14 protein-coding genes and 1 pseudogene are annotated in these 15472 nt (G+C 45.2%); 8 read left to right on the plus strand and 7 right to left on the minus strand.

The window, feature by feature from the left end:
- Nucleotides 1-680: 680 nt before the first annotated feature.
- The 3 genes from XZ46_RS13965 to XZ46_RS13975 all read left to right on the plus strand — a co-directional run bounded on the left by XZ46_RS13965 (nucleotide 681) and on the right by XZ46_RS13975 (nucleotide 3948).
- Nucleotides 681-1877 carry a GNAT family N-acetyltransferase gene (locus XZ46_RS13965; RefSeq protein ID WP_006625284.1) on the plus strand — a complete coding sequence of 399 codons (1197 nt, stop codon included), beginning with the start codon at nucleotides 681-683 and terminating at the stop codon, nucleotides 1875-1877.
- Between the two features lie 157 nt (nucleotides 1878-2034).
- Entirely contained in the window at nucleotides 2035-2292 is a 258-nt protein-coding gene (locus XZ46_RS13970) for a hypothetical protein (RefSeq protein ID WP_008051295.1), read from the plus strand.
- Nucleotides 2293-2385: 93 nt separating this feature from the next.
- Nucleotides 2386-3948, plus strand: coding sequence for a tetratricopeptide repeat-containing S1 family peptidase (locus XZ46_RS13975; protein ID WP_008051297.1), 1563 nt, complete (start codon nucleotides 2386-2388; stop codon nucleotides 3946-3948).
- Between the two features lie 90 nt (nucleotides 3949-4038).
- On the opposite strand, the gene XZ46_RS13980 is transcribed toward XZ46_RS13975, so the two are convergent.
- Complete coding sequence (locus XZ46_RS13980; RefSeq protein WP_008051300.1) at nucleotides 4039-4875, minus strand: hypothetical protein; 837 nt, start codon at nucleotides 4873-4875, stop codon at nucleotides 4039-4041.
- Nucleotides 4866-5975, minus strand: coding sequence for an AAA family ATPase (locus tag XZ46_RS13985; protein WP_008051302.1), 1110 nt, complete (start codon nucleotides 5973-5975; stop codon nucleotides 4866-4868). The genes XZ46_RS13980 and XZ46_RS13985 overlap by 10 nt, the downstream gene beginning before the upstream one ends.
- Before the next feature lie 172 nt (nucleotides 5976-6147).
- On the opposite strand from XZ46_RS13985, the gene XZ46_RS36730 reads away from it, so the two are divergent.
- Nucleotides 6148-6312, plus strand: a complete 165-nt coding sequence (locus XZ46_RS36730; RefSeq protein ID WP_008051303.1) for a tetratricopeptide repeat protein — start codon at nucleotides 6148-6150, stop codon at nucleotides 6310-6312.
- A gap of 624 nt (nucleotides 6313-6936) precedes the next feature.
- On the opposite strand, the gene XZ46_RS14000 is transcribed toward XZ46_RS36730, so the two are convergent.
- The 4 genes from XZ46_RS14000 to ntcA form a co-directional block, all read right to left on the minus strand.
- Entirely contained in the window at nucleotides 6937-7260 is a 324-nt protein-coding gene (locus XZ46_RS14000; protein WP_006625277.1) for a DUF760 domain-containing protein, read from the minus strand.
- Between the two features lie 101 nt (nucleotides 7261-7361).
- Nucleotides 7362-7760 carry a pre-16S rRNA-processing nuclease YqgF gene (locus XZ46_RS14005; protein WP_008051305.1) on the minus strand — a complete coding sequence of 133 codons (399 nt, stop codon included), beginning with the start codon at nucleotides 7758-7760 and terminating at the stop codon, nucleotides 7362-7364.
- Complete coding sequence (locus tag XZ46_RS14010; protein WP_008051306.1) at nucleotides 7754-9229, minus strand: DUF3084 family protein; 1476 nt, start codon at nucleotides 9227-9229, stop codon at nucleotides 7754-7756. The genes XZ46_RS14005 and XZ46_RS14010 overlap by 7 nt, the downstream gene beginning before the upstream one ends.
- A 509-nt stretch (nucleotides 9230-9738) precedes the next feature.
- Nucleotides 9739-10404, minus strand: a complete 666-nt coding sequence (gene ntcA / locus XZ46_RS14020; protein WP_006670397.1) for a global nitrogen regulator NtcA — start codon at nucleotides 10402-10404, stop codon at nucleotides 9739-9741.
- 462 nt (nucleotides 10405-10866) lie between these two features.
- Between ntcA and fabI the strand changes: the two genes are divergently transcribed.
- From fabI to hisB, 3 genes and pseudogenes are all read left to right on the plus strand, one after another.
- On the plus strand, nucleotides 10867-11643 hold the full coding sequence (gene fabI, locus XZ46_RS14025; protein WP_006670396.1) for an enoyl-ACP reductase FabI: 777 nt from the start codon (nucleotides 10867-10869) through the stop codon (nucleotides 11641-11643).
- Nucleotides 11644-11908: 265 nt separating this feature from the next.
- A pseudogene (locus tag XZ46_RS29550) lies at nucleotides 11909-12301 on the plus strand (zinc ribbon domain-containing protein); the annotation flags it as partial.
- 26 nt (nucleotides 12302-12327) lie between these two features.
- Entirely contained in the window at nucleotides 12328-12975 is a 648-nt protein-coding gene (gene hisB, locus XZ46_RS14030; RefSeq protein ID WP_006625270.1) for an imidazoleglycerol-phosphate dehydratase HisB, read from the plus strand.
- A gap of 149 nt (nucleotides 12976-13124) precedes the next feature.
- Here the strand turns inward: hisB and ctpA are convergent, their stop codons facing one another.
- A complete protein-coding gene (gene ctpA, locus XZ46_RS14035; RefSeq protein WP_008051315.1) occupies nucleotides 13125-14345 on the minus strand; it encodes a carboxyl-terminal processing protease CtpA in 1221 nt (406 codons plus the stop codon).
- A gap of 142 nt (nucleotides 14346-14487) precedes the next feature.
- Between ctpA and XZ46_RS14040 the strand changes: the two genes are divergently transcribed.
- Nucleotides 14488-15465 (plus strand): hypothetical protein, encoded by a 978-nt coding sequence (locus XZ46_RS14040; RefSeq protein ID WP_228116340.1) that lies wholly within the window; start codon nucleotides 14488-14490, stop codon nucleotides 15463-15465.
- Nucleotides 15466-15472: the final 7 nt, after the last annotated feature.

A 15472-nucleotide genomic window follows, 5' to 3' on the forward strand; every position in this document is an offset into this window, starting at 1 on the left:
TACTTTTAAAAGTCTGTGTAGGTGATGTCATGATTACCCTACTTTTCCCCTTGCTCTTTTGAACGCAGCGTATCAACCTGTTTCGCTGCTAAATCATTACGATGGTTCAAGCCGGACATTCGGTTTCCCTAATCATGGATGGTTGGCAGTGGTCGCATTTGGTAGTAGGTTCTACTTCACGCCTTCCGTTCCCCGCTTCAATCCTGGGGTTATGATTCCCAAAACTGGGGGTGGCTATCGCCGTTACTCTCAACGCAATTGTTAAGGAATCATTAATATTTCCAGTTGGGCGTTTTGACCTTGAGTTCCCTGCCTTGTTTTGTATATTTCTATACCAAACGTTGGGACATATAAACAGTTATGGGATGGTCAGGGTACGAGTCCCTTATATTTCACCAAGGGGTGAAAGTCCCACTAGGAGGTTATTTCAGGCATTGCAGCCTTATTTTACTCCTAAACGTCTCGCACCATGATTGGATTTTACCATGAAGAATCCAACTTGATGAGTATGTCGTCAGGGAAATTTGGCATGGTCTGGGGTTTGACCGTATATTCATTATTGAGTTGCGAATCTTTTGGGGTATTGTACCTTATTGTCCTAAGATGTAAAGCAAATCTTGGATTAAATTCTTGCTCCCGATTAAAATCGCTAGAATATCATAGCGCTTTTAATTTTCAGCATGAATACCTTACACTCAAATCAATCGCCGTATTCGGTAGCTTGGATTAGTCAAATTTCGGAAGTCCCTCAGTCGGAGTGGGATCAACTCGCCCAACCCCTGAAAACTCCCTTTTTTGAATGGGACTGGCTGCATAATTTGGAGGCTTCTGGTAGTGCCACGGGACAGGCGGGTTGGCTGCCCAATCATCTGACAGTGTGGCGAGATTCTCAATTAGTCGCGGCCGCACCATTATATCTCAAAGGTCACAGTCGCGGTGAATTTGTTTTTGACCACCAATGGGCTGATTTGGCTTATCAATTGGGGATTGAATACTATCCCAAAATGTTGGGGATGTCACCTTTTACACCAGCAGAAGGCTATCGATTTTTAATTGCACCCTCGGAGGATGAGGAGGAAATTACTGGGTTAATGGTGCATGAAATAGATCGCTTTTGTATTAACCATAAAATTTCGGGCTGCCATTTTCTTTATGTAGATCGTCAATGGCAGTCTACTCTGGAAAAACAGGGATTTACCCCTTGGTTGCATCATAGTTATATCTGGCAAAATCAAGGATATAATAGTTTTGATGATTACTTAAAAATATTTAATGCTAATCAACGCCGTAATATCAAACGAGAACGAAAAGCCTTAGACAAAGTGGGGCTGGAAATGCGGATTTTGACGGGTGATGATATCCCTAAATCTATGTTTTCGCTGATGTATGATTTTTATGCGAGTACCTGCGATAAATTTGGCTGGTGGGGAAGTAAATATCTGACTCGGAAATTTTTTGAACAGTTACACCATGATTATCGTCACCGGGTGGTTTTTGTAGCTGCATATACTGAATTAGACGATCGCCAACCTATGGGGATGTCATTCTGTTTGACTAAAGGCGATCGCCTATATGGTCGCTATTGGGGAAGTTTACAAGATGTCGATTGTTTACACTTTAATGCTTGTTATTATTCCCCTATTGAATGGGGGATTAATCATGGGATTAAATCCTTTGACCCCGGGGCGGGAGGACGACATAAACAGCGTCGCGGTTTTCCAGCCAGACCTAACTACAGTCTCCATCGTTTTTATGATGGTCGTCTCTCTCAAATTCTCCGCAACTATATTCACCGCATTAATGACATGGAAAAACAGGAAATTAACTACCTTAATCAAGATTTACCATTCACCGATAACAGCTTAACTGATTTTTAGATATAGCCACGAGTTCCCAGACTGGCTGTGGTCATGGTCTTAACCCGCCATAGCCTAGTCTTCATAGTTAGTTAGAAAATATCCCCCCACAGATAGATAATAATTCAGATACAATTTGCTATAATTGAGACGGTGTGCAAATATATATACAATAATTATGTCAAATTCCCCCAGATTACAAGGAACTGATCTAGTAGATTGTGCCAAATCCAGTGCGAAACAGGGACTAGAGGAAGCCGCCCGCAATTGTGGATATGGAGAAGATATAGAAGCCTTTACTAGCAGCTTAAAAAAGGCTTGTCATGATATGGGAATCAAGAATGTTGAAACCCTCAGCGATCTAATTACCGATCGCCAAAAGATAGTACAGCAAGGAGGCGTTGAAATTGCCCCCGACAGTGCGAGTTCCCTATAACTGCTAACTCAACCGGATCAATCCGAAATCCTCAGAAGTAAGGAATGGGATAGGTTCAGACTCCTACCCAGTCAATACTTCCATAGGTGCGCCATGAGTCTAGTTAAAAATTGTTTGCGTCCGGTGCAAGCTATCATAGCAGCCGGAGTAATCACCCTGTTATCTGTCAGTAATGCGATCGCCCTAATGGCGGAAGAAATCGATCGCATCAGTGAAAAAATTACCGTCTCCATCAACGGTATCAACCCCGGTTCAGGAGTAATTATCGCCCGTGAGGGAGACCTGTATTATGTACTGACAGCTAACCATGTTGTCCGTAGTCCCGATGAATACATAATTATCACCCATGACGGCGAAAAATACCCCCTAGACTACGATCGCGTCATTAGACTACCGGGAATCGACTTAGCAGTTTTAGCCTTTAGTAGCGATCGCACCTACCCTCTGGCGCAAATTGCCGATTATGATTATGATGCTGAATCCAGACATATTTTCATTTCCGGCTGGCCAGAATTTCAGCCCCGCCTATTTACCGCCGGGTTACTAATTAGCCAAGCCTACAAACTCGCCTTTGTCAAAGAACCCACCACCCGTGGTTATGACCTATTTTATACCAATTTCACCCAGGTAGGTATGAGTGGGGGGCCGATTTTAGACACCCAAGGTCAGGTAATTGGTATTCATGGAATGTCAGAAGGTCAAATCCTCATAGACCAGATCACCGGAACCAGCAATCGAGTTACAGTAGGCTACAGTGCAGGTATTCCCGTCAACCGATTTTTGCAATCAGGGATTCCCCTTAACCTCAATATCAGCGATCGCCAACCAGACCCCCCTACCCCCCGCGAATTACAATCTATTTCGGCTTATATGCAGGTTCCCCAAGTTAGCGATCGCTTTAGCGCCATCGACTGGACCAATCGCGGAAATCAGCTTTATCGCCACGAAAGATGGCGAGACTCCTTAGAAGCCTTTGAAAGGGCGATTAACATACAGTCTAATTTTTATCCGGCTTGGTATGGTCGCGCCAATGCGTTATCCTCCCTGAGTCAATACGATGAGGCGATCGCATCCTATGATCGCGCTACCCAACTCCAACCTAATTTTCATCCCGCATGGCGCGATCGTGGGGCGCTATTAATGTCTCTCGGTCGCCACGAGGAAGCCTTACAAGCCTTTGACCGCCTCCTACAAATTCAACCTGATGATTATGGGATTTGGTATTTACGCGGCAATATTTTAATGAATCACCTAGATGACTACCCAGAGGCGGCGAGATCTTATGCTCGCGTGATCAATATCAAACCTGATTTTACCCCCGCTTTCACCGCTAAAGCCCAAGCCCTATTTCGCCTGGGAGACTATGGAGAGGCGATCGCATGGCTAGATGAGTCTCTCCATCAAAATTCTCACCAAAGGGAAGCCTGGGTTTTAAGGGGTCAAATCTTTATGGCAATTCAACGTTACGCACAAGCCCTTAATGCCTATAATCGCGCTGTTAATCTTGATAGTAACCACTCTCAAAGTTGGTTAGGTAAGGCGATCGCATATCTGCGACTCAACCGCGACCAAGAGGCTAAAGATGCAGCCCAAAGGGCATTAGAAATTAATCCTGGCGACCTAGAAATTAAACAATTTCTGCAAACACTCCCCTAAAAATCAGTAGGGGCAGCTTTCCGCCGCCCCTAAGATCCAACTACATTGATGTACCTACACTTTCGCGATCGCCATTTCCCCCAATTGATTTCAACTTTCCGAAAAATCAGTCTCCTCAATCAACTGACGGAGTTTCTTCCATTCTGGTAACCACTCCCAAACCCCATCTGTGCGTTCAATTCTAGTCACAACTCTTTCAATGAATACTTCCTCTGGGTGCTTTTTATTTGAACTATCTTCAAATCCCCAATCACCGAGTTTGTCTCTCATGGCGTAGAGTAAATCCTTCCCCGCAAAATAATGGAGATAATTTTGAAAACGAGATCCTGCTGATTTGAATTTAGGAAGTAAATCCCTGAATTTCCCTTGCACATCTTTCTCTGACACAATTCTCTCGCCCTTATATTTTCTAACAATTTCAGCTATCCTTACTTCGCAGTAATCTTCGCCGAGTTTGGGCGGGAATGAATGTCCTTGTCGAACTTTGTCACCCCACAAATTCTTGAATTTTTCGCAAGCCAAAGCAGTTCTTGCCGCCGAATATGCAGCAATTTTCTGGGCTGCTTGGTCTAAAGCATTCTGATACTCAGAGTCTGATGGTGCTTTCTTTCCTAATGCCTCTCGGACGACTACCGGATCGATTAAATAGTTTTCAATCTCTTTTCTCTCCCACGCCCAACCGACCCATATTTGGTCATATACACATCGAATGGGTTCATTGGTTATTTGCCAATCTCGACAATCGAAATCATGATCGACCAAACAAGCTAAATTTGGTTGTCGGTCACGGTCGGCGATAATACTACTCAGAAAGCTGGAAGTTTTGCCACCGAGAGGGTGAATTTCACATTTGGGTAATAACTGACGAATGACTCGAATATCAATGCTTTTAGGACCTCCTTCGCAGTAGAGATTGGTTACAGACACAGCGTTCCTCCCGGTAAACGGTAGGTTTCACTTTCTCCAACAACATTGCTCACCGAGTCAGAGTGAGTGGTAATAATAAATTGACAGGTCGGTTCAATTTTCATCAGTTGGGATACAAAATATTGAGCAGCCGGAGGATGTAAGTTCAAATCTATTTCATCGATTAATACCACCGAATAAGCAATTTGTTGCCTGACAAATTCATATAACAAAGGAAAAACAGACTGTTCTCCGGCTGACATTTCTTGAACGTCATAGGTTCGATATCCATCATTCAGCAGAAAATAAGTTTCTGAACCTGTTGGATCATTTTGAGTGGGCAGTTTTTCTATCCCAGCAAATGAGCGATCGGGAAAAACTTTTTTATAAAGTCTTTCTATCTGCAATAAATAACTATTTGAATAATCGCCAATTCCTGATTCTTGGTTTCTGTGCCAATCAATCAGGTATTGTCGTAAAATGCCGACTCCCACATCAAAGGATGCTTGACTACTACTTTCGTTGAGATTGTCTCTGCTACTGTCTGGCTTGGAATGGGAACCTAAGTTCCTGAACTGGTCAAACCAAAAAACTCCGGGAAGTTTGGCAAAATAATGTCGGACAGATTGTTCTCTCCTATTGATAAACCATTGAGCATAATATCTTCCTCTAAATTGGGCGCGTTCTGCGGGAGTATCTCCAGCTTTCCAAAAATCACCGTTTAACAGAAGACTCACTCTCCGGCTATCTCCCGGTTCGACAAATTCCCGCATTTCTTTGAATTCGTCAGGTTGAGCATCGTACCATTTTTTTGCCAGTTCAGAAGTGGTTTTTAATTCTTCCTCCTCAAATAAAATCTGCATCTCAATCTTTGGCGATCCCCACCTAAAATGGCGACCGGGAAGGAAACCGATCCAGTTAAAATCTGCTACATCTCGAATCCGACCAGTTGCTAAGGCTAAAGGAAGGGCGATCGCCTGTAAGAGGGTCGTTTTACCTGTTCCGTTATCGCCGAGGATCAGATAGCGATCGCTCACCTCGTCCAGAATATTATTCTTGAATGAAATTTCTAGGTCCTGAAATCGTTTGAAGTTTTCGATTTTAATCGATTCTACTTTCATATAATTAAATTTTTTCTGTGCGTGCATCCTAGATCGGTATCTCGGAGATGGCTACCCCCTTCTCCCGTCACCAATTTTAACCGGAACAGATCGCCTATGTGGATCTCCCAAATTTGAGGCGGCGATCGCTTATACTGGCGCGATCAATATCAAACCTGATTTTATCCCCGCTTTGACCGCTAAAGCCCAAGCCCTATTTCACCTGGGAGACTATGGAGAGGCGATCGCATATCTGCGACTCAACCGCGACCAAGAGGCTAAAGATGCAGCCCAAAGGGCATTAGAAATTAATCCTGGCGACCTAGAAATTAAACAATTTCTGCAAACACTCCCCTAAAAATCAGTAGGGGCAGCTTTCCGCCGCCCCTAAGACCAAACTACATTGATGTACCTACACTTTCGCGATCGCCATCCTCATTCGTGCCTTCATAACCACTTTGAACAACTAGACCGTGGTTGTTGAAGCTTTTCCAGGCAGGCGAATTAGGCGAGGAGGTGGCAGCTACATCAGAAACCAAAGCAAAGCCCCCACCCGTCGAAGCCACTAGCCCGAGTAACACAATTATTCTCTTCATTTTTTGATGCACCCTGATTCTCTACTTACCCAGTGCGACTTGGCTGGGCAGCCCAAAGTGGGTTATAGCTATCTCCCACCCGACAGCAAAATTAATCAACTCATAACCCTGGACAGAGGCAGTCCTCTCACCAGAGACTTGTTAACTAATTACTGCTTCGATCCTAGGTTTACATTGTCTTACAAACCTATAGGTTTGGGTAGTGGGCAGTAACCCATCAGGGGGATAACCACTGATCATCTCAATTCTCAATTACTATAAACTTATACCTAGTTAGCGCTATGGTCGGCGGGAGTAACTATCAAAATTGGCAGTTTTTCTGAAGAGGCAAAAAACTTGATGGGAGCCAATTCTACTGACTCCCCAGACCTGCTAAATTTTTCTGGTTAACTGTAAATATTAGAAACGGATTTTTCAAACTCCATGCGCTGTTTAGCTTTGTTGAGAAAATATCCATTCATCATCGCAGAAGCTAGAAGGCGACCAAGATTTTCACGGCTAGTAGTAATTGTGACATCAAAATGCCCAGAAGGCAATCCACCAAGTATTTGCAGTAGATTATGTTCCATCAATTGGGCTACATCGGGATCAGGTTGGGAGAGTTGGGCTATTGTTTCCGGGGGCATTGATTTCACATATTGCCACAATCCATTACTGCCGGAAAGGCGATCGCCACAAAACTCAGGAACTCCATTTGACTTGTTATTCATTTGCCAGATCCTGTAATAATCTATCTTTAACTATACTATAGCCATATCACTAGCACCATCGACAGTGATTAAAACCGAACCTCAGCAGACGGCTACCGTAACTAATTTCCCGCCTGATAACGTTCCACTAGGATAATTGCCACGATATCATCAATGGGTCTAGGGGGAACCCGCATCCCCTGGGGTAACAGACGAGAAAGACCCTGGGGGGGATACATTTCCCAATAGCGATCGCGTGCTTCCAAAGAACTATAACGCTCATCAACTTCGGCTATGTGAATAGACTTGGGAAGAACCGCACGCATTTGTTGTTTCCAGGTCTGGGAAGTGGTTTGATTTCCCATCACCACCATTTGCACCGAAAACTGACTACAGAGTGATTTTACCGTAGCGATCGCATCATTCGCCGCCACTACCTGATGATAATAAACTTGTTGATTGTCCCCTACCACCGCCACCCCGCATTTATCCCGACCCGGGTCAAAACCCAAAATCACCATCGCCAAACCTCCGCCCAATCAATATCATCCAGTTTTCGGGTCGGTTGACGAGTGCTAATCAACACTTCCCCATTATGACGCGCAAACAAATCCAAGCGCAGGGGACCGATAGTATAAATATCTTCCGCCGCCACCGCTTGTAGTTCCAGGGTTTGATTATACCCCTCCAACTGCTGAATAAAATAAATCAGAGTATCTATGCGATCGTCACTCATTTCTATAGAACCATTTACCACCCCCACAAAACGAGCCCTAAAACTCGAAGCATCTAAAAGCTGTTCTAATTGCTGTTGCAGTCTTTCCGAACTCATCGTAGCCGGATTTAAAGAAGTTCCTGCCACTACTTCACCGCTGCTAAATAACAATCGATTCGGTTCCGCCCTGGTATAAACCGCCACCCGTTTTTCACCCACCAAATAATTAGCAGCCGCGATTATTTGCACCACATACTCTCCACCATTATTAATTTCCTCAATCAGTTCTTCCACCTCCGCTTTAGTAATCATCACCACCATATCTTGGTTAGCACTTTGATTACCCATTTGCACAAATTTTAGGGCCTTGCTGTTCGCTTCTTGTAGCAGTCTATTTACCGTTTCTATCGAACTATTTTTATCGCTAATTCTCACCAATCCACTCGCCAAAATCTCACCCCTTTTTAGAGCCACACTACCCTCTCGCAGCATTTGAAAACCCCGTTGGGCATTAGCTTTTTGTTGTTCCAATTGCTGTTGAGCTATTTCCAATTCCGCTAGGCGTTCTTCCCGTTCAGCAATCACCATATCTTGGTCAGCAATTTGGCGATCGCGCTCTTCTATCTGAGCCGAAACCCTCTCCCGCTGCTCGATTAAATCTTGACGTTCTACTTGCAGTTGATCTATTTCAGTTTCTAGATCTTGTTTTTGCTGAGATACTTGACTTAATTGATCTTCTATGCTATCAAGTTCCTCCTCAATCTCTGTTTTAGCCGCTTCCATTTGGCTGAGTTGATTCTGAAGTTGATGCAATTCACTCTCCGTATTTTGCCGGCGACTTTGAGCCCTTTTCAATTCTTGCTCACGTTCCAAAACTTCTACCTTAGCATTATTAAGAGAAGAATTAATTTCGTTTAAGTAATCAACCGCTGCTTGTAGTTCATTTTGAGCCTGTATTAACTCTGATTCTACCCGATGTTTTTCCACCTGAGCATGGGTCAAATCCCTCCGAGCTTGGTTAAGTCTATCCTGAATTTGGTCAATAGTAAACACACCCCGGCGCAGAGGTTTGCTGGTCGCGAATAAAATCACTAGAGTCAAGGCGGAAAGCATAGTTCCCGTAGCCATAGTCACCACCGCCGCCGTTTTTTTGGGGCGCATTTTAAATAAACTCAGGCGAGCCTTACCCACCTTAGTCCCGAGGCGATCGCTCACCACCGCGATCACCCCTCCGAGAGTTAGAATAGCAATAACAAAAATAACAGCAGCGGTCATATCAATTTCCAGGCGACTAGATCAATGCTCGTTCACGAGCCCCCACTTGATGGCGGGAAGTGGTAGTATCTTCAAATTACAAGGATTTATCCTAGGCTAGTGGCGGCAGCCGTCGCGGAACACCCAGAACCTTTACCGGAGTTAGTCCCCATTTCGGGGCTGTTAACGAAGACAAGCTTTTACCTAGAGTCCGACGGATATCAACCCACTGCGGAGGATTTTACAGGTTTTTATTTGGGGTTGAGAGGTTCTGCCCAAATTGGGGGAGGAATTTTTGTCCACCCCTTGCCATACCGCCAAACCCAACCCAATTCTAGCACAAAAATCAGGTTTCCCTACCGAATATTGGCTAAATCTGACCCCTACCTCCAGGCTAAAAAAAACAGCAAGCCTGGGGACTACCGAATCGATATCATCCCCAAAACCTCCCGGTATGCGATTGTGTTTGAGTTCAAGGCGGGAGCAACTGCTGGTCAGTCTGTGACCGCCAGACTCACGCTCGGAATTTTTCAAGTAAATTGTTGGCTGAGGGTAACAGGATTATGAACAGTAATTTTCTTTTTATAAATGGAGATCATATTTTTCTCTCGTAAGTCTCCCAAAAGTCGAGTTACAGTCACTCGCGTTGAGCCAATAGCTTCAGCGATCGCCTGATGGGACAATTTGAGATCAATACGAATCCCATCTCGACCGGGAACCCCAAAATCTCGACACAAAATCAATAAAAAACTGACCAATCGCGATCCCATATCCCGATGCGCCAAAGTTTCGATCATCATCTCCGTTTGCAGAATGCGAGACGACAGACCCCGCAACATCACCATAGACAATTCGGGATCACTTTTCAGAGCCTTTTCCACCTGTTCAATGGGAACAGAAAGCAATTCCACCTGGGTAAAAGCCACCGCATGGTAAAACCGATCAGACTTATGACCCGTAATCAGCGAGAGGACACCAAAGACACTATTTTCCCTAAGTAGAGCCACAGTGATTTCCTCTCCCGCCTCATAAACCCGAGACAGCTTCACGGCTCCCTTAATTAAGACATAAACCCGCTCGGCTGGATCACCGGGGAAAAATATAGTTTTACCACGGTCAAAACTCTCCACCACAGGGGGAAACGCTCCGCCACCAATTTGACGGAACACTGATGCTAACGGTCTATCATACGTCACTGACCCGATTCCTTCCACTTAACCACTGCGCTAGTTTGACTCTGACTTTATCCGACTTCAAATGTTCACCGACTCCCTCGTTAAGCGAAAGATTATAACGGGAGATCCCCTAACACTCACCTAGAGTGATTCCCTGGCACAAAGGTTTTTACCCTGACCTGGAATCAAAATTGTGAGTATCTCAGGAAGTCCATTTATACAGGTCATTGGTTTCATGTCTACCCAGAGTATATCTAAGCCAACGGAGTTTGTGTCGAAAAAACGACTAAATTGCCATATTTTGGCGATGGGAAAGATTTTGACCTGAAATTAGCAACCTGCGATCGTGAACTGGGTGCATACTATGCCCGCCTGCTCCTGAGTCATCTAGGCACGCCAAAGGGATTTTACCACCCAATGTCTTTTTTTCAACCCCCAATTGTGGGAGTTTGATCGTCCCCTTTTCAAATACAATAATCTACTATGTTGGATTTAAACGGAAAAAACGCACTGGTCACTGGCATTGCTAACGAGCGATCCATCGCTTGGGGTATTGCCCAACAACTCCACTCCTGCGGTGCTAACCTAGGAGTCACCTATCTACCCGATGACAAGGGACGGTTTGAAAAAAAGGTTCGCAGTCTAGTTGAACCACTTAATCCCAGTATCATCATGCCCTGTAATGTTCAGGATGATGCACTGGTAACATCCCTATTTGATACCATCCGAGACCAATGGGGGAAACTCGATATCCTCATCCACTGTCTGGCTTTTGCTGGTAAGGAGGAACTATCGGGAGACTTTAGCACCGTTTCCCGTGAGGGTTTTACTCGCGCCTTGGATATTAGTTCCTACTCCCTGGTACAGTTGAGTGGGGCTGCTAAACCCTTGATGACCTCTGGTGGTAGTATTGTCACTCTCACCTATTTAGGGGGAGTCAGGGTGGTTCCCAATTATAATGTCATGGGAATTGCTAAAGCTGCCCTAGAAATGAATGTCCGTTATTTGGCTGCTGAATTGGGCCCCTTGGGGATTAGGGTTAATGGTATCTCCTCTGGACCGATTCGGACTTTGGCTTCCTCAGCGGTTGGTGGCATTTTAGATATGATTCATCATGTGGAGGAAATTGCCCCCCTCAAGCGGACTGTAACTCAGACTGAAGTGGGAAATACGGCTGCTTTCCTATGCAGTGATCTCTCTAGTGGGATTACTGGCCAGATAATTTATGTCGATTCTGGTTACTGCATCATGGGAATGTAACCACAAATATATCGACAGCCCACAATATCTATCATGGGACTCGGGGAGCGGTGAAATTAACTGTTCCCTGTTCCCTGTTCCCTGTTCCCTGTTAAGAGCATGATTTAATCTCAAATCTAGGTTAACATTTTACGGCAATACGGTATAATACCAAGTATGGTGCGAGACCTTCGGGTATGAAATAGAGCTGAAATGGGCGAAATAACTACCCGGTGAGGACTTCAACCTCTTGGTTGATTGGGTCGCATCCCCGACCATCCCATAACACAGCCTGATTTTTTTGCCCCCCTTCGAGACTTCCAATATGGTTGCCAAGGTGAAGCGTCTAATCAGGTCTAAGACTGCCCGCTCCATGCTGACATGGGCGCATTATCGATTCAAACTAACCCTGAGACATAAGCGCGGAAATAACTGAACAGTTGTAGATGTGACCGAAGAATACACCAGCAAAACCTGTACTCACTGTGGTCATGTCCATTCCCAGCTAGGTGGCTCAAAAGTGTTCCGATGTCCTGAGTGCGGGTTCACTCTACCACGGGACTGGAACGGTGCTTTTGGAATCTTTCTAAAAGCTTTGCGGGATACCGCCTCTGTTACCTTAACGGGTAATAGTGTTATCGTCGCATTGTCCGGGAACAACCGGAAAAATGTCGCGTAAATGTATCAGTTCCCTAATTATTGACTATGCAAACTCGCGATCGCACTTCAACTTCCACCACCGCAACTAACCCTAATATCACCGATAACCGCATTGCTACTGTCAAGCGTACTACCGGGGAAACTGATGTTTCTGTGACGGTGAATTTGGACGGTACAGGTAGCTGTGATGTGGCTACCGGAGTGCCTTTTTTAGACCATATGTTGCACCAAATTGCCTCCCACGGTTTATTAGATTTGGAGATTAAAGCCGTCGGAGATACTCATATTGACGATCATCATACTAATGAGGATGTGGGGATTACTTTGGGTCAGGCTTTGGCTAAGGCTACAGGCGATCGCAAAGGAATTGTCCGGTTTGGTCATTTTGTCGCCCCCCTTGATGAAGCCTTAGTCCAAGTATCCCTAGATTTTTCCGGTCGTCCTCACCTCAGTTATGGCTTGGAAATCCCCACTCTCCGGGTAGGAAACTATGATACCCAGTTAGTGCGCGAATTTTTTGTGGCTGTGGCTAATAACAGTTTGATGACCCTTCATATTCGCCAGTTGGACGGGATTAATTCTCACCATATTATTGAAGCCGCATTTAAAGCCTTTGCGCGATCGCTCAGAATGGCCCTAGAAATCGATCCACGTCGTGCGGGTACTATTCCCAGTTCCAAAGGCGTTTTATAACTCATCGAAAACTTGGGGTGGGAAGGCGACCCACCCTACACCGGGGAGAGACGGCTATCAAAAAAGAAGGTGCGTCCCCAGTCTACTTATCTCTTTTTCCGTTAGTTATGGGAAGGTGACGCACTCTACACCAGGGAGAGACAGAAGGTCTACATTTGATACCTCAATAAATCAACGGCTTCTTGATATTGGGGGTCGGCTTCTGTTGCTAATTGCGATCGCATTAAATTAGGGCTTTTTACAATGCGATCGGGCTGAATTCCCTGTTTGTTAATATCAGTATGGTTAGGGGTTTCATAATGGGCGACTGTCACCGCTAACCCCGAACCATCAGACAAATCAAATAGGGATTGAATTAAGCCTTTCCCGAACGTTTTTTCACCCACTAATAAAGCGCGGTGGTTGTCCTGAAGCGCACCCGCTAGAATTTCGCTGGCGCTGGCTGTACCACCATTAACTAATACCACCAACGGCGCATCAGTTAAAGCCGATTCCGTAGAATCAAAACCTCCTAAAGACCCTCGCCTATCTACAGTATACACGATCGCACCTTGATTTAACCACAACCGAGCAATTTCCACCCCCGACTGTAGCAGTCCACCGGGGTTATTTCGCAAATCCAAAATAAAACCCTTCGCCCCAGCATTGATCAGGTTATTAATCCCATTAGTCACCTCACTGGTCGCATTCGCGCTAAACTGTCGCAGGCGCAGATAACCAAAAGCCAGATTATCCTCAGTTTTTCTCAGTTCGTAAAAAACCGGATTTAGTGTAATGTAATCTCTTAGTAAGGTGAAATCCTTAGTTAACTGATTTTCGGCGGATTTTACAGTTAAAATTACCTCGGTTCCGGGGTTGCCTCGCATCTTCGCCGCCGCCTCATCCAAGGTCATATTATCAGTAGATAAACCATCAATTTTCAGAATGCGATCGCGCGGCTTAATCCCAGCATCATCAGCCGGAGAGGCATCCAGGGGAGTCACCACCACCAGCGCCCCCGTCTCAGCCTCCTTAGCAATTTGTAACCCCACTCCCGTCAATTCTCCAGAGGTACTAACTCGAAGACTGCGATATTGTTCCGGCCTCAATAATCGTGTAAACGGATCATCAAGACTCGCCAACATTTCCTCAATAGCCAGATAAGTTTCCTCCCGATTTCTGAGAGGTTTCTTAATTTGTTTTTCCCGCAATAACCACCAATTTTGATGATTAAAACTCTCATCAACATAGGCGCGGTTCACAATACCCCAACTCTCGCTCAGGAGTTTCTGTTCATCCGTCAGCGCCCAGGCGGGTCGCACAACTACTCCCCAGACTAGGATAATCGGTAGGAAGGCGGCGAGGACACAAGAAACCAGTCGTCTCGGCATAATAGCAAATTTTATGTTCTTTTCCAACATTGATGATGAGATGTTATCAATTTGATCAAATATAAATGATCCGAAACTCCGCCATATATGGCTATAATTGTTTCAGGCTGGGTAAGCTCACCCCCCCATGGAGGAACTGAAATTGACTGTAACTTCTCTTGAAAATCAAAACAAGTCCCCGTTCCAGTTTACCTTTCGATGGGCGGGGAGGAAGCCCTGGATATCATTATTGCTCCTGGGGGGATACTTAACCTTAATACCCCTACCCGTCCTAGCACAACAGCAACGCTACGGGGTCTATGTTTCAGGGGATAACCCCTTACTCCTGGAAATAGTCCAACAGGTACAACCAGGAGCCATAATTAAAAGATATGGCGATCGCATTGTAATTGATGCTGGCATTTATTTCAATCAGACCCAAGCCCAACAACTGGTATCCAGTCTCAGACAATGGGGAATTCAAGCCCAAATTACCGATTTCCGAAATACTCCCGAATTTCAGAACTCCATAAATGTCAGCCCCCTGGTAGTCCCCCCCCAGCGACGGTTAACCGCACCCATTCAAACCAATATTAGACCAAATCTTATTCGCCCCACCACTGACCTAGGACTTTATCAAGTTTACGTCAGACCTGGGGCAGCATCCCTAGACCAAGTGCGACAGGTATCTCCCAATGCACAAATTGTTCAATATCAGGGTGTCCCCGTAATTCAAGCCGGTAGTTTTGTCAACCTGTCCAACGCTGAACAACTGCTGAGTCAACTAATTCTCAGACGCATTCGAGGAGAAGTCATAGCCTCTCGCACACAATTGGAAATGTTACTCGGTTTACCTATTCATACCCCAACTCCTCTTCCTGCAGCGTCAGGTATTAACCTGGGACTAAGTGATACTGATGGCTATTTTGTATTAATTCCCACACCCGCCGCCGAACTGTCTAGGACTGCTGAAAATGCCATAGCTTTAGGTGTACCTCAAAATAGCATTATCATTCGCGACCACTTCGCTGACCCCTTGGTAGCCGTTGGACCTTTTGCCAATTTGGGACTCGCCCAAGAATGGGAAAATTATCTCACAGATTCGGGAATTGGCTCGGCTCAAATATATTTTGGCAGATAGTCCCTAA

This window comes from Limnospira indica PCC 8005 (assembly GCF_000973065.1).
Taxonomy (GTDB): domain Bacteria; phylum Cyanobacteriota; class Cyanobacteriia; order Cyanobacteriales; family Microcoleaceae; genus Limnospira; species Limnospira fusiformis.